The organism is Vibrio sp. 14N.309.X.WAT.E.F5 (assembly GCF_030397615.1).
In the GTDB taxonomy this organism is placed as follows: Bacteria; Pseudomonadota; Gammaproteobacteria; order Enterobacterales; family Vibrionaceae; genus Vibrio; species Vibrio lentus.
In genome coordinates this window covers 20,029-37,527 of the sequence record NZ_JAPNXR010000013.1, presented here as the reverse complement: position 1 = coordinate 37,527, position 17,499 = coordinate 20,029, and the positions used below count along the sequence as shown (strand labels likewise).

The following is a 17,499-nucleotide window of genomic DNA, read 5'->3' as shown; positions in this document are numbered from 1 at the left end:
TGCCACAGCATATAATGTGTGTGGCATTTCAAATTTGGTATTGAAGTTCAGGTTTAAAGGCTAGTATTAATAAGTTCTGACTCGACCTTGAAGCTTAAGAATCAATAGCGAGACTATCGCTCCGGTGGTGTCGCAAAGCATGTCTTTCTGCGCGTCCCAAATATCACCTTGTGAACCAAGGAATGCGATACCTTCATCACCACCTGCAATCTCCGCGTACCACCACTCAATAATCTCATAACCTGCTGCAACACTCATGATGGCAAACAGAGCAAAGAAGCACGCCAATACCGCTTGAGCCAGTTTCTTACGAATCAAATATTCAGCGAGCGGATAAGCGTAAAGACCAATCGAAAAGTGCGCCACGCGGTCGAAGTTATTACGTTCAGATCCAATCAAGTTATTAAACCAATCAAATGGTACTTCAGCGAAGGTATACTTAGCCCCAATCGTATGCAGAACCAACCAGATGAACATCAGGACGTAAGCCGTCTTTGAAAAGGTAAGCTTGGTGGATAACCACCATATCCCGACAAGAATACCGAGAGCAGGGACAATCTCAGCGATCCAAACGGCTCTTGAAGACGGAGCAAAGGCTGAAAAGAGAAAGATAACAAGATAGACTGCAGTTAGTGAGAGTAGAGGTCTATTTTGAGCAAGTGGCGTAATTGTCATCATCAGATCCTGTATAAGTTTCATGTATAGTTACACAATAATGAACAGTGTTCAATTGTGCTCTAATCACCATATTTGTTGAAAACTAGCGTTATCGCCCAGTATCTAGACAAACGGTTGCGAGAGTTTCACAAAAGTTTGATTTACAACAAAGCGATCCTTAAAATCGTTGCATCACTACATAACAAGAAAGAAAAGTCATGAAACTGGAAACTGTCGATTACCTTGCTGACGACGCAGCAGAACAATTTGTTCGCTCTCTACGTGAAACGGGTTTTGGTGTTCTTAAGAATCACCCGATCCCAAAAGAGCTTGTTGAGTCAATTTACGAGAACTGGTACCAATTCTTCATTTCTGAAGAGAAAGAGAACTTCCGCTTTAATGTTGAAACACAAGATGGATATTTTCCACCTTCAGTGTCTGAAGTTGCTAAGGGCCACACTGTAAAAGACATCAAAGAGTACTTTCACGTATACCCTTGGGGTCAGATTCCTGAACAGCTAAAAGAACAGATTCTAGATTACTACCAACGTGCTAATGCTTTTGCTCAAGAGCTATTAGGTTGGGTTGAAGCACATGCACCTCAAGAAGTACAAGAGAAGTTCTCAATCGCGCTTTCTGAAATGATTAATGGTAGCGAACAAACGCTGCTTCGCGTTCTTCACTACCCACCAATGCAAGGTGATGAAGAACCAGGTGCTATCCGCGCAGCGGCACACGAAGACATCAACTTGCTGACTGTTCTTCCTGCTGCAAACGAGCCTGGCCTTCAAGTTAAAGCTCAGAATGATGAGTGGATTGATGTGCCATGTGATTTCGGTAACATGATCATCAACATTGGTGACATGCTGCAAGAAGCGTCTGGTGGTTACTTCCCATCAACGACTCACCGTGTAATCAACCCATCAGGTGCTCGCCAAGAAAAGTCTCGAATTTCTTTGCCTCTTTTCCTTCACCCGAAACCAGAAGTGGTTTTGTCTGAGAAGTACACGGCAAATGAATACCTAATGGAACGTCTAAGAGAGCTTGGCGTTATCTAATCAGTTCAAGCTCATATAAGTTAAACTGTATATTCTTGAAGGCCAGCGTAATGCTGGCCTTTTGTATATCTGGTGCAACGGATTGATGTTTATTTGATTTGAAACTCGACAAACTGTCGTAAATCGCTTTCAATTAATAAGACACTCAAATGCATATGGCAACGGCTCACTTAATTATGTTAGACAATCCAGATTCACCAAGTCATCAGGATATTAGCCCTAATTTTCAAGCGCATATGGAAAACCCGTTGCTTTGGCCAATTATGGAAGTGCTTAAGCAAAAGCCAAGTGGGTGGAAAGTGCATACCTTGGCAGCACACCTCAAAGATCTCGGTTTGGTACCAGTGTTAGATCCCGTACCTGAAAAAGAGCTGTTTAAGAAAAACTTCTTAATTATGAACGCCCTCTATCAATTGCAAGAGACCTTGTATCCAGACAGTTGGTTGCAGGTTCAAGCTATGGACATTGAACTGATGAGCGGCCGTTATCATGGCAGCACTCATACCATCGACCTCCAAGACCCATTACGTGACTACTACATAAACTGGCTCAACTATGAGGCGGATGAGGGTGAAGTCAAAAGGTTGTTGAATGAGTTTTGGACGCGATACAAAAGGTTTGTTGGTGGTAGTGAAACGGATATGGACAGAAGCCATGCACTCAGTTTGTTTGAGTTGCCATTCGACGCGACTCAACAAGAGATTCGTAAAAGGTGGCGACGCCTCGCACTACGTTGGCATCCAGATAGGGACGAGGGCAACACGGCTAAGTTTCAGACATTGTGCGAAGCATGGCATATATTGAGAAGCTCGTAGTCTACGGAGTCTCGAGCTACGTTTAATGAAACCCTAAAATAAAAAGCCCCATACTATGAATCTAGAGTGGGGTTTTCTTGGTACTAGGAGTTATCTTTGTTCTGGCCGCTTTTATGCTCAAATGCAAAATCGAGCACTTTTCGGATATAAGGCGCTCCGACTTTTGAACCACCATTACCGTGTTCGATAACTACAGTAGCCACATAATCAGGATCCTCGTATGGTGCAAAAGCTGTGTAGAGTGCGTGGTCAAGCAAGTGCCTTTCTAACTCTTTTGAGTTGTACACCTGATCTTTTGCCAAGCCGAAAACCTGTGATGTACCTGATTTACCACCACTTGTATACTCACTGCCTTTAAACGCTTTTCTACCACTACCACGACTGCCGTGGTTAACGAGTCTCATCGCATTAATTGGAACTTCCCACAGGCTATCTGGTACCTCGTCAATAGACTTCATTTTTTCAGGTTGAATTAAGGTTTGTGTCTCTAAGTCTTCACCGTGATCGAGTGTTGCTCGAAGAAGGTGTGGTGCTATTACTTTTCCGTGATTGACCAGTACAGAGGTCGCTTTTGCCAATTGCAAAGGGGTGGATGTCCAGTAACCTTGACCAATCCCGATAGGTACCGTGTCACCTTGATACCAAGGCGTACGATAGCGCATCATTTTCCATTCGCGAGTTGGCATATTAGCGTTGCTTTCTTCATAGATATCGATGCCAGTCGGTTCACCAAACCCGAAGCGATTCATCCACTTAGATATGCGATCAATACCCAAATCAAATGCAATTTGATAGAAAAAGGAATCAACCGACTCTTCGATTGCTTGAGTAACATCGACGGGACCATGTCCCCAACGCTTCCAGTCACGCCAAGATTTGGAATTAGGTTTAGAACCAGGAATGCGCCAAGAGCCGTGATCGTTTCTTACCGTGTTCTTCGAGATAATGTGCTCTTCTAGTCCTGCAACCGCCATAAAGGGTTTGATTGTCGATCCTGGTGGATAGACACCTAGAGTCGATCTATTAACTAGAGGGTGAGCTGGGTCGTGCAGAAGCCGCTGGTAATTCTTACTCGATATACCATCAACAAAAAGGTTAGGGTCATAGCTAGGGCTTGAAGCCATCGCTAAAACGCTGTTATCGCCAGGGTCTAGCACGACCGCACTGCCTGTGCGACCTTTGAGTTGTTCAAATACATACTTTTGTAAGTCCAAGTCGATGTTTAGCACGATATCTTTGCCTGCCACTGGCGGCACGTACTTAATAGTACGGACCACACGTCCACGACTATTAACCTCGACTTCTTGGTAGCCCTTTTGGCCATGCAACAAATCTTCGTAATAACGCTCGACCCCCAACTTTCCGATAATGGTCGTTGCTTGATAATTGTCTCTCTTGCCGAGCTCTTCCAGTTTTCGTAAATCGCCATCGTTAATATGTGCAACATAACCCAACACGTGCGTAAGCACTTCACCGTTCGGGTAAAATCGGGTTAGGTTAGTATCAACAGCCACACCAGGAAACTGATACTGATGCACCGAAAATCTTGCTATTTCTTCTTCAGTTAAGTTTTCTATAATCGTAACGGTTTTGAAGCGGCGGGTGTGTTTGTAACGTTCTTTAAACTTATCGATTTTTTCTTGGCTTAATGGAATATATTGATTTAACTGTTCTAATAATGGCTCTATATCACCAGACTTCTCAGGTACCATTGTTAAGTTATAGACCAGTTTATTTTCTGCCAACGGCTTACCGTTACGGTCAAAGATAAGCCCACGGACGGGAGGGATAGGGAGAACCTTGATTCGATTGCCATTCGCGCGAGTTTGGTAGTTTTCAAAGTTTTGAACTTGGAGTCGGTATAGGTTACCAACTAAGACGAGAGTGAAAAGTAGAATACCGATGAATGCAATGATGACTCGGTTTCTAAAGAGCCTTACTTCACCTTTGTGATCACGCATTTTTACGCGTTTATGGTTAATCAAAATCCAAGCCCGTTACATTTAGTTACACTTATCGAATCGGGACTTTATCTGAATATCACTATAGATTTGTAAAAACTGTGTCATGATTTTTTGGATTTCTATGATTAAAGCGCTGACCAACAATGTAGTCATGTAAAGAGTGGGCGAATCAGATAGAAATATAGGAATTGAACGCAAAAAAACGGCCCTCATAAATGAGAGCCGCAATAATAAAGATTAACTTATCGCGAGGTATTAGTTCGAGTTTGAAGGTTTGAACTGAGATTTACGCATACGATTTAGTGCGGCCATGACATCCAATACTCTTGGCTTCGCCAAGTCACCGTAGTTTGGCATGTTCACGTGCCACTCATCGCTTAAGATAGCGCTAAACTCTTTAGCAGGGTTGTTTGACCAACCTGGAGTTTGTGCAAACTGGAACCATGCCCAACCAATCGCGTTTACTTCTGAAGTTGACTCTAATTGCTCTAATGCAGAAAGGTCCGCGAATTCCTTACCAAAACGCAGTGACTCTTTGCCTTTCGCGTTAACACGGAATTTACCGTCAGTAAGAATGTTCATCAGTGCAGCGCGGTTTAACGAGCGAGGAACAAAAGTTTCTAATGCTGTCTCACATTCGTTAGTTCGTTGAGTAGGGTGTTGAGCGATCACTTCTTGTGCTTTTTCAGTTACGTCTACCGCTTGGTAGTCGTGCATTTGAATCACAGTGTCAGCCACATCTAAGTAATCACCAGAACCACCCATTACCACGATAGTTGAGATGTCCATCTCTTCACGCAGTTGGCCAATACGGTCAACAAGTGGAGTGATAGGCTCAGCCCCTTTTGATACTAGCGCTTGCATACGCTCGTCACGAATCATGAAGTTAGTCGCTGACGTATCTTCATCGATAAGGAGTGTTTGTACGCCCGCTTCAATTGATTCTTGTAGCCACGCTGCTTGCGAAGTTGAACCAGATGCATCTTGTGTGCTGAAATCAGACGTATCTTTCTGCATTGGTAAATGGTTGATGTAGTTTGAAAGATTCAAGTTATGTACACATCGGCCATCTTCTGCACGGATCTTCATCGTATCAGTCGCCGTCACGATGCCTTCACGACCATCACCTGGAATATGGTTATAGATAGAACGTTCAACGGCGTTCAGTAGTGTAGATTTACCATGGAAACCACCACCAACGATCAGTGTGATGCCTTTAGGAATGCCTAAACCGGTCACATCACCTTGGTTTGGTGTGTTTAAGGTAACACTCAAAGACTCTGGTGCTAGGAAAGGAACCGCGCCTTTCATTGGTAAATCACAGTTACCTGCGATACGAGGTAATACGCTGCCATTTGCTACAAATGCCGCTAGATTGTTTTCTTCCAATTGAGCGCGTAACGCGTCTTGGTCCTCAATGGCTTCACAATGCTTAATCATCGCTTCGATGTTGAGTTCGCGTTCAAGCGTTGCGCGACGAATAAACTTAGGCAAATAGAACGTAATGATGTTGATTGCTTTCTTTGCAAGAATGCTACGACCATCAGCAGGTAAGTTGATACGAAAACGGATTTCGATACCGTGCTCGGTGAAAACCACTGATGTGTTATCCAAAACAGTTTGACCCGTTAATGCGATAGACACGGTCGCTTCTTGCTTAGCAAACTCAGAGAAGCTACGTGCAATAAAGTCACGCGCTGCTACTTGGTATTCGTAAGACTTTTCTTTCAGCCAACCTAACCCTGTTAACGACCAAGCGCGTGTTGCGCGAAAACGTGAAGAAGATGCGTACGGGTCACCTTGAACGTGGTCGATGTGTAATTCGAAATCAGCAAAGTCGTATTGACCTTTAATTTGTTGATATGCGCGGAAGTTTTGTTTTTCGAGCTTTTTAAGCTTTGCAGTCAACTGATCCATAACGAGGAATGCCTATATAAAGGGAAGATAAAAACAGAAAGGCGGCGATTATAAAAATCACCACCTTTAGAGTAAAGAGAAAGTAGACCTAAATCCAAAACAAACTGCTCTTTTTCGCTTTAAGCGTAACGAGTTGACCCCAAATAGTTTTGATTGACTAAGCTATGTTCGAATTCTTGCCCGGGCATCGGCTTTCCGTAGAGGTAACCTTGTCCAACATCGCAGCCTTCTTCAACGATGAATTGCTCCTGAACTTCTGACTCAATGCCTTCGATGGTGACTTTTAAGTCGAGTTTTTTGGCAATTTGAACAATAGAACGAACAATCTCTTTGTCTTCACTTGAGTTCAACATTTGGTCGACAAAGCTCTTATCGATCTTGATTGAGTCGAATGGGAACTTCTTGAGGTAACTGAATGAGGCATAGCCTGTACCGAAATCATCAAGTGACAATGTAACACCGATATCATGCAAAGATTCCAAGGTGTTCTTTGCCACCACTTCATCCGCGATCAGGCCGCTTTCAGTGACTTCGAGTTCTAAAAAGTGCGGTTCAAGGTGATAGGTTTCTAAGAGGTGAATAACTTGCTCGGCAAAATGCACGTTTTTAAGTTGAACGGCAGACACATTAACCGCCATTTTGAAATCATCGACGTATTGTGACCACTCTTTGGCTTTTTCAATCGCGTTCCGCAAAACAAAGCTGCCAACCTCGAAGATCAAACCGTTTTGCTCCGCCATGTGAATCAAGGTTTCGTTTGAGATGTCACCAAGAACAGGGTGCCTCCAACGTAACAGTGCTTCTGCACCAACCCAGCGATGAGTGAGCGGACAGACTTTCGGCTGGAAATAGAGCATCAAGTCATCATTACGAACCGCGTGTAATAAATAACCTTCGATCTTATTCAGATGACTTTGTTCTTCGGTATGTGACTGAGAGTAATAAGCAAACTTTTGCCCCGAATCTTTGCAGGCAAGCATCGCTTCCGACGACTTTTGCAGCGCACTTTCAGCATCGTCTTCGTTGTCAGTTATCGCAATACCAATAAAAGCATGCAAATGAACCTTGTCATTATCTATGGCGAATTCTGAATGGCCAACATTAACTAAACTCTTGCACAGTTCTTCGAGGCGATGCTGTAAATCCTTAACGCTGAACGCCAATACGAGGTCAACAGAAGTAGGGCGTGCCGTGAAAACTTCAACATCGGAGATGCTTTCGATTCGTTGACGGTATTCAACCAGCACTTGGTCTAATGCGTTATAACCGTAACGAGCTTGGATACGCCGACCATTGGTAAAGCCGATATGAATGACAGCGTATGAACAATCGGTCAGTCTATTCTGGGTAGACAACCTTTGGTTTAAGCGAGACTCAAATGCGTTACGGTTCAAAAATCCAGTACCAAGATCGTGGTTCTTCTGGAAATTGATTTTTTGTTCAGCCGCTTTGCGCTTATCAATCTCTTGGTTGAGTGAGTAGTTCAGGCTCGCGAGATCTTTAGTTCGAGTGTAAACGCGGTTTTTTAACTCTTCATTCATCTGAGTCAGTTTCGCATGCTGAAACAAAGTCTTGAGTTGAGATTCGATTGAAGTACGAAAGCTTTCGAGTAACTTGATATAGGTAGGTGTGTAGTGGTTTTCTTTAGAATCTAAGATGCAGATCGTACCGAACAACTCGCCATTCGGCCAAAGTAACGGAATACCACAATAAGAGACCAAACCAAGTTTGATATCAGGATTATCTTCCCATTCGGGATCAGCCAAGGCGTTAGGAACAACGAGATGTTGCTGAGATTCCATCACGCTTTCGCAATACAACCCATTGCCTAATGTTTCTGAGTCGCCTTGGGTATAGGGGTTATTTTCGCTACGGCTGGTTGAAAAAACTTCGATGGAGTTGCTGTGGACACGCATGATGAGAGCCGCTGGGACCTCAGTGATCTGAGCCAGCAAGTCGACAATATTTTGCCAACCGGATTTCATGTCGTCTGGGATGTCTAAATCTAGAGTTTTAATTTTCTTCATATGACTCCGAGTCAATTATGCTTAATGCATCAACACATCCTGTGTTAATTATGATGAAACCAAATAGCCTGTGAACATTACGTTAATTAAGTATAAGAAAAGTTGCAGAAAAAAACCTCTGCAATTTTGCAGAGGTTTTCAAATATGAATCTGGGTCTCAGTAATGAGATAAGTTTCGATTAAGGCTTTAACTTTATAAAATCTTCAGTGTTAAGTTTCTGTTTATAGTCTACCGATGGTTGAGCAAAACCGTTCAACTGTAAAAACTCTTCTTTAAAACCTTGATAGTCACCGATTGATTGGAAGTTGTTTTCATCCATGGCTTCAAGTAACTCTGTCACATGAGCTTGGGTTTCTGGATCGAGTTCCCATTCATCCATTCGCACTAGTCGTTCACCATCAAGTGGCACTTTTTCCTGACCATACAGTTTGCTGCTAAACAAGCGCTGCATCTGTTCGATACAACCTTCGTGGGTTTCTTTTTCTTTCATCACTCTATATAAAGCAAGCAGATAAGGGCTTAACCCCGGAATGAATACGCTCGCTTTGGTGACTAATGCCTTACACACGGTCGCGTAAGCATTGCCATCAAAGTTAGCTAGCTCAAGGTTGAGTGCGTGGCTTGTTTGATGAAGGTCGATCTTAGCGCGACCCAAAGTACCGTCTAAGTAGATAGGGTGCGTCACTTCTGGACCAACGTAAGAAAATGCGATGGTTTTACAGCCTGGGGCGATAGATTCAGCATTGATCAGCTCATCTATCCAGTTTTCCCAGTCTTCGCCACCCATGACTTTGAGTGTGCTTTCGGCTTCTTCTTCGGTTGCTGCTTCAAGCGTATTGGTTACCCAATGATCGTGTTCAAGAGATATCGTCGCGCCAGTGACGCTTTCACCGATTGGCTTGATCGCAGAGCGCCAGAAGTCTTCGGAATTTGGTTTCGGTCTAACGCCAGCGGCTAGGCTGTAGATAATCAGATCCACTTCACCTTCGAAGTAAGTTTCGATGGCTTCGACAACTTGGGAGCGTGTCTCTTGTGAAAAGGCATCGCCAACGATGTTGATCGCAGTACGCTGCTCTCGTTCGGCTTCTTTTCTGAAGTAGATATTGTTGTACCAACCTGCAGTGCCTAAGGATTTTTCATTAGGACCGCGCTCGAATGAGACGCCGATAGTGTCAGCTTTAGCACCGCCAAAGGTAAGGGCGATACGAGCGGCAAGGCCGAAGCCAGAGGATGCGCCGATGATCAGGACTCGTTTCGGGCCATCTTTGATTTGCGGCGCACTCTTAACAAATTTGATCTGTTGTTTGACGGCTTCTTTACAGCCAAGAGGGTGAGCGCTTTTGGCTACCACACCCTTGATAATAGGTTCGATCAGCATAAATAACCTTACAGTTAACGGTGATATGCACTCAGGCTAACGTAAAGCTGTGTAAAATTTATTGAGCTAGACCATTAAAACTTAAAGATACTGATATAATTCTTCGGCGACGAATTCAGCGATCCAAGGTTGAGCTTCAGGTTTTGGGTGCAGTCCATCGTTCATCATCCACTCAGGTTTGAGGATGATGTGCTCAAGGAAAAAGGGCAAAAGTGGCACGTCTTGTTGATCAGACAGCGATGTAAAAACGTACTCGAATTGTTCGTTGTAACGTTTGCCGTAGTTAGGTGGGATTTTAATCTGCATCATAATTGGTTTCGCGCCCGCGGCTTTTACTTGCTCGATGATTTGATCCAGATTCGCAGACATAAGCTTAGGTGGGAAGCCACGCAGTCCATCATTTGCGCCGAGTTCAATAAGAACGGTGTCTGGGGCGTGTTCTTCAAGCAGTTGCGGTAAACGCGCTAAGCCATTGCCTGTTGTGTCACCAGAAATACTGCCGTTGACCACGTTCACGGTTTTATCATGTTTTTCCAATGCGTCTGGCAACAAACTTGGCCAGCTTTGCTTGATATCCATGTTGTAACCCGCACTCAAACTATCGCCAAGTACCAATAACTTGGAAACTTGAGCTGACGTAGGGCCTTGAGCTAACGAAACGGTTGAAAATAAAATAAAAAATAAAAAGGAAATTAGTCGAGTCATGCATACATCCATCATAAAAGCAGAAGCTGTTTCCAAGACAGTGTCTACTAATCAAGAACATTTAACAATCTTAGAGCATGTTGATATCGATATTCGTGAGGGTGAAACGGTTGCGATTGTCGGTACTTCAGGTGCGGGTAAATCCACGTTAATGACACTGCTTGCAGGGCTCGATGTGCCAACTTCTGGCGAAATCAGTTTGTTAGGCCAACCTCTATCACAACTGGATGACGAAGCGAGAGCCAAAATCCGCAGTGAATCCGTTGGGTTTGTTTTCCAAAGCTTCTTATTGATCCCAAGCCTTTCTGCCCTGCAAAACGTCACGCTACCTTGTTTATTGAAAGGTGAAGACGAAGACATCGAACGCGCGACGGCTCTGCTTGAATCAGTGGGCTTGAAAGATAGGCTTGATCACTTGCCGTCTCAGCTGTCCGGTGGCGAACAACAAAGGGTCGCATTGGCTCGCGCGTTTATGATTAAGCCTAAAATTTTGTTCGCCGATGAACCAACGGGCAACCTAGACCAACAAACGGCAGCGAAAATCGTCGAGTTGTTGTTTGAACTCAATTCATCGCACGGCACCACGCTTGTTCTCGTCACGCACGACCCTAAACTCGCACAACGTTGCCAACGAACCTTGAAAATGCATGTCGGTCACATAGAGGAAGTGTAAATTGAATTCATCACACGGACTAAACAAACGACTGTTTTCATGGAGTATCGAAGAGATTCGACATGGTCAGTTATGGCCGGTATCCATCGCTTTAACACTCATTATTGCTTGTGTGTTCGCGCTTTCAGCTTTGGCTGAGCGTATGGAACAGGTGATCGTAAAGCAGGGCAAAGATGCGTTAACCGCTGACAGTGTATTCGTATCAGCAAACCCAATCCCTCAACCTTTATTAGACCTGACTCAGGTTGAACAGTTAGAAAGCTCTCAGTTAACTCGCTTCTCAACCATGGCATTCAGTGATAACTCGATGCAATTGGTTACCGTTAAAGCCGTAGAGAGCAATTACCCTTTACGCGGTGAAATGATACTGGAAGGCGCCGATAATGCGGCAAGCAATCATGTTGAACCGGGTGAATTGTGGCTTGATGAGCGTATATTTGCTCAGCTAGAAGTTGAAGTAGGTGACAACGTCACGATAGGCGATGCCGATTTAACAATTACAGGGCGTATCGCGCAAGAACCGGGCCTGAGTTTTAACCCTTTCCAACAAATGCCTGCTGTTCTGATTCACAACAGCGATGTTGAAGCGACAGGCGCGATCCAACCAGGTAGCCGCGTTAGCTTTAGACTGTTTTTAAATGGTGATGAATCGAAACTCAAAGCCGCACAAGACAGTATCGAACTGACACCAAGTGATCGCTGGCGTACACAAGATTCAGCCAGTCGTACCAACGACATGTTCGAAAGCACCACTCAATACTTATCGCTAACGGTAGCTATCGTAGTGATCATGGCTGCGACCACTTTAGTACTCACTTGCCAGCACTATGTGGCGAGTCGTCGAAAAACCATCGCAATGCTTAAAAGCTTAGGTGCGAGTAAGCCGTGGATCATTAAATGGCTATCTGTACAGGTATCTCTGTTAGTCGCTATTGGTGCAGTACTGGGTATTGCCATTGGTATCGGCCTAGAGTTTCTATTACGAATTCCGCTTGGTGACTTATTGCCAACACCGCTTCCTAGTTATGGCGCTGAGCCTGCAATATTGGCTATCGTATCAAGCATCTTGATTGGCGTACCCGCTTTAGGTATTCCACTAATAGGTTTGGTCAACACATCAGCGATCAGCGTTATTCAATCAAACCACCAGTTACGTGAAAGTTATAAAAAGTACTTGTTGTTGCTTGTGCCTATTATTCCAATGATGCTGATGTACGGCGATAACTTGTTGGTGTGGATTGTCTTAGCTGGGATCGCTTGTCTGTTCTTAGTATTAGCGGTCGTGAGTAATGTGGTATTGCGTTTGTTTGGTAAATTACCGACATCAACTTCGATGCGTTTGGCGTTAAGTCGAATTAATCGCACACCTTTTGCGACTGGCATTCAGTTCGGGTCTTTAGCGTTGTCTTTGATGCTGCTATCGATTATCTGGTTAGTGAGAAGCGATTTGTTGTCGGATTGGCAACAAACCTTACCTGAAAACGCGCCAAATGCGTTTGCACTGAACATTGCGAGCTATGAGAAAGACGATTATCTGGCGACCATTGATGCCAACGATGTAGAGCGTACTCAGGCATTTCCAATTATTCGTGGCCGCTTAACCACAATAAACGGAGTTGAAGCGAACGAGTACAGCGATACATCAGAAGGGACAGATGCACTGAGCAGAGAGATTAACTTTACGTGGGGAGACGCTCTACCAGTCTATAACGAAGTGCTTGAAGGTGCTTGGACTCAAGAGAAAGGCGTATCAGTGGAATCTGAAGTGGCTGAACAGCTAGGCTTCGAGATTGGTGATGAGCTAACCTTCACGATAAACAGCCAGAGTGTTGTGGCCAACGTGAATAGCATCAGGAAGGTAGAGTGGCGTGAAATGAAGCCAAACTTCTACTTCATCTTTACACCGGATGTATTGAGTTCGATTCCTTCGACTTGGTTGGTGAGCTTCAGATTAGAAGAGCAGCACAATCAAATGCTCAACGATCTGTCACGTAATCACCCGACTGTAAGTTTGATGGACATTCGAAAGATGGGCAGCAAGATACAAGAGCTGCTTAAACAAATCGTCTGGTCAATCACCGTGCTCGCGGCACTTGGCGTGGTAGCGGGGCTGTTGTTAATCTTCACGCTGCTAAGATTGAGTCTATCTCAGAGACAGCAAGAGATTCGTTTATATCGAACTTTAGGGGCAAGCAAGAAGCGCATTCTCAATACCATTTGGTGTGAATATGGATTGATGGCACTGGTAGCGGGATCGATTGCAGCTTTGGGTTCAGAACTCAGCGTCGCTGGCGTGATGAACTTCGGCTTCGAGTTAGAACCATCACTTCATCCTATGTTGTGGATTGTTCTTCCTGTTCTGACTTTCATCACCTTAGCGGCGGTAGTTAATAGTTTGATTAAACGTTTATTGGCGCCAGTAAACAAAGACTTTGGATAGTTACTAAAACGATATTGGTTAAATAAAGGCGGGTGACTCACTTACGTCACCCACACTTTTTAAAGCGGTCTAGCAGCGAATACCTATTTACATCTTTTAGGTCACTCGCGATAGGCCGCTTTTTATTTAACCAACTCGTGTGACTTACAAGATATATCTCACCTTAAAATAGACATTTCTCAGCATTAATTAAAACTCATTGTTCAATATCGCCGATTTTATGAACATCGGTTAGTCCCTGTAAACAAAGGGTTTGCGCAACTTAGCAAGAACGTTATCAACAGTTATCCACAAAAACGGTGGATAACTTTAGGGATAAGTTAACATCGATGTTTTACGAGTATTGAGACAGCCTTTATGTGGCGTCACTTAGGACAAATCTGACTGTTAGATAACCTTCAAATCGTAATCTAGAGTTATTAAGTCAAGAAATTATTTTTGTTTTTTTTATGGATATTAAGAAGCAGAATGCTAAGACCTTGATAAAAATGTGATTTAATTCATCGCCGAACAAAAGTAGAATAGAGGCAGTTAATCTAATTCTACAGAACACGATGAACCACAACAAAACGGATACAAATCAACCTTCTATTGCCATTGTTGGCGGCGGTATTGCCGGAACCACAAGCGCTATTCATTTTAGTGAGCTGGGTTTTAAGGTCATTATCTTGGAAAAAGGGCCAAGTTTGGTTAATGGGCCACCCATTTGCCACTTGCACGCTGGCGGCAATTTGTATCGAGATATTTCTGTAGAGCAGTGTCTCCAATTGCTCACGCAGTCGATTGATACTGTCCGACTATTCCCTCACACGATCAATATTCGACCAACAATCATCGCTGTGCCACATAGTGATGGCGGCGAACCGACGGATTTACTTCCTCGTCTTAAGCTAATCAAACAAGCCTATGCTGACCTTGTTAAACAAGATAAAAGCAATCAAGTGCTTGGCGACCCGGAAGACTATTACAAGCTGTATAACAAAGAGGATTTGTTAGCGCTTTCTACAAAGACACAGCCTCTAAAGCCTACATCTCTCGATGATTGGTGTATTCCTTTTGCTAAACACACTGATTTAGACACGCTCAAATACCCTGTTGCGATGGTTCAAGAGTATGGTTGGAGTGTATTCCGATTGTCCGCGACAGCTCAATTGTCCCTTGATAAACAATCGAATTGTACTGTGTTAACCAATAGCCGCTTACAGTCTGTTGAATCGACTCATGAAGGCTGGTCTTTAACTTACACTGACCGTGAAAATCAAAGCCGTAACCTGACGGCAGATTACTTGATTAATGCGAGTGGTTTCGAGACCGGCATCGTTGACGACTTTGTTGGATCTAAGCAGCAAAGGTTGGTCGAATTTAAAGCCGCCTACGTTACTGAGTGGCCATATTCGCAAGAATGTAAGGAAGAGTGGCCAGAGGTTATCTTTCATGGCCCAAGAGGCACTCCACAAGGTATGGCGCAATTAACGCCGTATGCTAATGGTGTGTTCCAGCTTCATGGCATGACAGAGGGGATTACGCTGTTTGAGGGCGGATTGGTTTCATCTTCAACGGATTCATCACAGCCTCAGTTACCTTCTAAGCTGCTTAAGAAAATCGTATCTGGTTGGAGTGAAGAACAGCTTGAATTAAGAACGCGAGCGGCGATTACTCATATGTCTCAGTTCATTCCAAGCTTTGCTTCTGCTGAAGTTGGCGGCAAGCCGCTTTTCGGTGCGCAGCAAATTCCGGGAACGGACCCAAGCTTGAGAGCTTCAGACGTGTCTTTCTGCGGTAACCGCTATGCTCGACTTGAAGTCGTCAAAGCGTCCTCCACGTTAGAAGCAGCACAAAAGGTTGCTGAGCAATGGTTTGATATAACTGAATCGATATCGATTGAAGATACGCACTCTGTGACAATGTCACTTAAGATGAATGATATTGAAAACAAAGCGATAGGGTTAACCAAAGAGCGCGGTTACCCAGATGCGCTTGCGAAGGTGTCAGGGCAAGATCACGGCTAAAGGCAGTCTAATTCTCTTAGAAGCTTATACCTTAACCTAGAACCACGATACCCAAAGACAAAATCCAGCTTGCTGCAAACAGTAAGCTGGATTTTTCAATTTAAACGTCTGGTTTTGTTTTGCTATTAGGGTTGTTCATCAAAAAAACACATCAATAGCCGAAAAACTGCGCCCACTGACACCACACATCTTGTAAGCCCAAGCGATCGCCTTTACTAAACGATATTTCATGACCCGGTTTTGCTTGAGCTAACCTCGGTAAGTCAATTCGAGCGATACACCCAATCTTCGGATATCCACCAATGGTTTGTCGGTCGTTCAATAGCACGATAGGTTGCCCGTCTTGTGGGATTTGAATCGCCCCAAGTGCAATTCCCTCAGATAACAAAGAAATATCAGGAGAAGCGACCGGCTCGCCACTGAGTCGATAACCCATACGGTTCGAATTCTGATCAACACGATAACTGGAACTATAGAGAGTTTCCTTCGCGGGTTCAGAAAACAGATTGCATTGATAACCTTCAATAATGCGTAAGTTCAGAGGCAGGTTATAGTTCGGCTTGTATCTGAACGTGACACTCACTGGCTTGAAAGGTTGAGTGAGGGGATGTGTTGAGAATGCAATCTTCTGACCTTGTTGGCAAGGCTCACCATTTTGGGTAAAACCACCAATCTTTTCCCGTGTAACCGTAGAACGACTATTTAGAGTCACGGGAGCATCAAACCCTCCCTTAATCGCCAAATAGGCTCGAAGGCCATTCTTCGGTAATCCAAAAGATAAAACCTGCCCAGATCGAGCTTGGAAAGTACTCCAGTTATCAAGCTTCTGGCCATCCAAAGCCGCCTGCAAGTCTCCGCCACATATCGACATTTCACAATCGTGATCGATCTTGAAAGTGCATTGTCCTAGGGTAATTTCTAACGCGGCTAAGTTTACGGGGTTTTGTAATAGGTGATTAGCCCAACTGTAAGAGTAATCATCCACAGGGCCACCTTGTGTTAAACCGAGGTGTGCGACACCAAACCGTCCGAAATCTTGAATCAAACTCATTGGACCCGGCTTAAGTACTGTCAGTGTTGGCTTAACCATGAAGCACGCCTCCTAGTTCAATGAATTCTTCTTTAGTAATGGCTTTAAATTGCACGCTATCGCCAACATTCAATAATGAGAGACCTTGCGAGGCTATGTCTGCGTTGGTTAATTGGCCATAGTCGAACAGAGATAGAGGGCAGTTACCTATAATATTCCATCCACCCGGTGAGTCAGATGGATAAACAGCCGTTTTTGAACCTGCAATAGCAATACTGCCTTTAGGCACACTTAAACGCGGACTCGCATGGCGTGGCAATACCAGTTCATCAGGCACATCAGACATAAAGGCAAAGCCAGGAATAAAGCCAATTGCACTGACGTGGTATGTCTGAGAGGTGTGATAAGCAATAACAGAATCTAACGATAGCCCTTTGTCTTGGTATCGTTCTAAATCGAGTGCGGTCTCTTTAGAATAATAGGCGGGCAATTCAATCACATTTGATTGGGAATGGTTGTTTACAAGTGTCGACAAGGATTGAGTGAGAAGGGTGTTAAGTTGTTCAACCAATTGTTGTTCAGATATTCGGTAAGGCAGATAATCCACCAATATTGTGTGATAAGCCGGTGTCACGTTCATTAATACTGACGCGAAATGTTGTCGAATGGCTTCAGAAAAATGGGCCATGTATCGAGAATCATCTGCACTTGAACTGTGCTCTACACCTTGCGTCACGCTTGAAGAGCAAGCCTGATTTAATGTAACGAGAACACTGCACTCTGCGACAGGGTCGATATTGAATTCAATCTTGTTCATCTTCATTT

13 protein-coding genes are annotated in these 17,499 nt (G+C 44.1%); 5 read left to right on the top strand and 8 right to left on the bottom strand.

What is annotated here, in order from left to right; all coding sequences use genetic code 11:
* Nucleotides 1-66 precede the first annotated feature (66 nt).
* The gene (locus OW495_RS14970) at nucleotides 67-675 is read right to left on the bottom strand and encodes a DUF2238 domain-containing protein (RefSeq protein ID WP_102513928.1); all 609 of its coding nucleotides are present in this window, start codon (nucleotides 673-675) and stop codon (nucleotides 67-69) included.
* Between the two features lie 200 nt (nucleotides 676-875).
* On the opposite strand from OW495_RS14970, the gene OW495_RS14965 reads away from it, so the two are divergent.
* Both OW495_RS14965 and OW495_RS14960 read left to right on the top strand, forming a co-directional pair.
* Nucleotides 876-1,715 carry a 2OG-Fe(II) oxygenase family protein gene (locus OW495_RS14965; protein WP_029223686.1) on the top strand — a complete coding sequence of 280 codons (840 nt, stop codon included), beginning with the start codon at nucleotides 876-878 and terminating at the stop codon, nucleotides 1,713-1,715.
* Nucleotides 1,716-1,891: 176 nt separating this feature from the next.
* A complete protein-coding gene (locus tag OW495_RS14960) occupies nucleotides 1,892-2,530 on the top strand; it encodes a DNA-J related domain-containing protein (RefSeq protein WP_102513944.1) in 639 nt (212 codons plus the stop codon).
* Nucleotides 2,531-2,613: 83 nt separating this feature from the next.
* Here OW495_RS14960 and mrdA read toward each other — a convergent pair whose 3' ends face one another.
* From mrdA to OW495_RS14935, 5 genes are all read right to left on the bottom strand, one after another.
* Nucleotides 2,614-4,512 carry a penicillin-binding protein 2 gene (mrdA, locus tag OW495_RS14955; protein WP_102513943.1) on the bottom strand — a complete coding sequence of 633 codons (1,899 nt, stop codon included), beginning with the start codon at nucleotides 4,510-4,512 and terminating at the stop codon, nucleotides 2,614-2,616.
* Between the two features lie 237 nt (nucleotides 4,513-4,749).
* Nucleotides 4,750-6,411 carry an ABC-ATPase domain-containing protein gene (locus OW495_RS14950; RefSeq protein ID WP_076670408.1) on the bottom strand — a complete coding sequence of 554 codons (1,662 nt, stop codon included), beginning with the start codon at nucleotides 6,409-6,411 and terminating at the stop codon, nucleotides 4,750-4,752.
* Nucleotides 6,412-6,530: 119 nt separating this feature from the next.
* On the bottom strand, nucleotides 6,531-8,438 hold the full coding sequence (locus tag OW495_RS14945; protein ID WP_102513927.1) for an EAL domain-containing protein: 1,908 nt from the start codon (nucleotides 8,436-8,438) through the stop codon (nucleotides 6,531-6,533).
* Nucleotides 8,439-8,617: 179 nt separating this feature from the next.
* Entirely contained in the window at nucleotides 8,618-9,817 is a 1,200-nt protein-coding gene (gene fabV, locus OW495_RS14940) for an enoyl-ACP reductase FabV (protein WP_102282339.1), read from the bottom strand.
* Nucleotides 9,818-9,898: 81 nt separating this feature from the next.
* On the bottom strand, nucleotides 9,899-10,522 hold the full coding sequence (locus OW495_RS14935; RefSeq protein ID WP_102513926.1) for an arylesterase: 624 nt from the start codon (nucleotides 10,520-10,522) through the stop codon (nucleotides 9,899-9,901).
* Here OW495_RS14935 and OW495_RS14930 point away from each other — a divergent pair.
* From OW495_RS14930 to OW495_RS14920, 3 genes are all read left to right on the top strand, one after another.
* Nucleotides 10,521-11,195, top strand: a complete 675-nt coding sequence (locus tag OW495_RS14930) for an ABC transporter ATP-binding protein (protein ID WP_009845334.1) — start codon at nucleotides 10,521-10,523, stop codon at nucleotides 11,193-11,195. The two genes, OW495_RS14935 and OW495_RS14930, sit on opposite strands and share 2 nt — an antisense overlap.
* Nucleotide 11,196: 1 nt before the next feature.
* A complete protein-coding gene (locus OW495_RS14925) occupies nucleotides 11,197-13,635 on the top strand; it encodes an ABC transporter permease (protein WP_289887234.1) in 2,439 nt (812 codons plus the stop codon).
* Nucleotides 13,636-14,189: 554 nt separating this feature from the next.
* The gene (locus OW495_RS14920; RefSeq protein WP_289887231.1) at nucleotides 14,190-15,644 is read left to right on the top strand and encodes an FAD-binding oxidoreductase; all 1,455 of its coding nucleotides are present in this window, start codon (nucleotides 14,190-14,192) and stop codon (nucleotides 15,642-15,644) included.
* 151 nt (nucleotides 15,645-15,795) lie between these two features.
* Here OW495_RS14920 and OW495_RS14915 read toward each other — a convergent pair whose 3' ends face one another.
* Both OW495_RS14915 and OW495_RS14910 read right to left on the bottom strand, forming a co-directional pair.
* Entirely contained in the window at nucleotides 15,796-16,734 is a 939-nt protein-coding gene (locus OW495_RS14915) for a biotin-dependent carboxyltransferase family protein (protein ID WP_102513923.1), read from the bottom strand.
* Complete coding sequence (locus OW495_RS14910) at nucleotides 16,727-17,497, bottom strand: carboxyltransferase domain-containing protein (RefSeq protein WP_102513922.1); 771 nt, start codon at nucleotides 17,495-17,497, stop codon at nucleotides 16,727-16,729. Before OW495_RS14910 ends, OW495_RS14915 begins: the two co-directional genes overlap by 8 nt.
* Nucleotides 17,498-17,499: the final 2 nt, after the last annotated feature.

Coding starts and splice junctions, on each gene's coding strand:
- OW495_RS14910 (WP_102513922.1), bottom strand. CDS start 17,497: ATGAAGATGAACAAGATTGAATTCAATATCGACCCTGTCGCAGAGTGC.
- OW495_RS14950 (WP_076670408.1), bottom strand. CDS start 6,411: ATGGATCAGTTGACTGCAAAGCTTAAAAAGCTCGAAAAACAAAACTTC.
- OW495_RS14965 (WP_029223686.1), top strand. CDS start 876: ATGAAACTGGAAACTGTCGATTACCTTGCTGACGACGCAGCAGAACAA.
- OW495_RS14915 (WP_102513923.1), bottom strand. CDS start 16,734: ATGGTTAAGCCAACACTGACAGTACTTAAGCCGGGTCCAATGAGTTTG.
- OW495_RS14935 (WP_102513926.1), bottom strand. CDS start 10,522: ATGACTCGACTAATTTCCTTTTTATTTTTTATTTTATTTTCAACCGTT.
- OW495_RS14930 (WP_009845334.1), top strand. CDS start 10,521: ATGCATACATCCATCATAAAAGCAGAAGCTGTTTCCAAGACAGTGTCT.
- OW495_RS14960 (WP_102513944.1), top strand. CDS start 1,892: ATGTTAGACAATCCAGATTCACCAAGTCATCAGGATATTAGCCCTAAT.
- OW495_RS14920 (WP_289887231.1), top strand. CDS start 14,190: ATGAACCACAACAAAACGGATACAAATCAACCTTCTATTGCCATTGTT.
- OW495_RS14970 (WP_102513928.1), bottom strand. CDS start 675: ATGACAATTACGCCACTTGCTCAAAATAGACCTCTACTCTCACTAACT.
- fabV (WP_102282339.1), bottom strand. CDS start 9,817: ATGCTGATCGAACCTATTATCAAGGGTGTGGTAGCCAAAAGCGCTCAC.
- OW495_RS14945 (WP_102513927.1), bottom strand. CDS start 8,438: ATGAAGAAAATTAAAACTCTAGATTTAGACATCCCAGACGACATGAAA.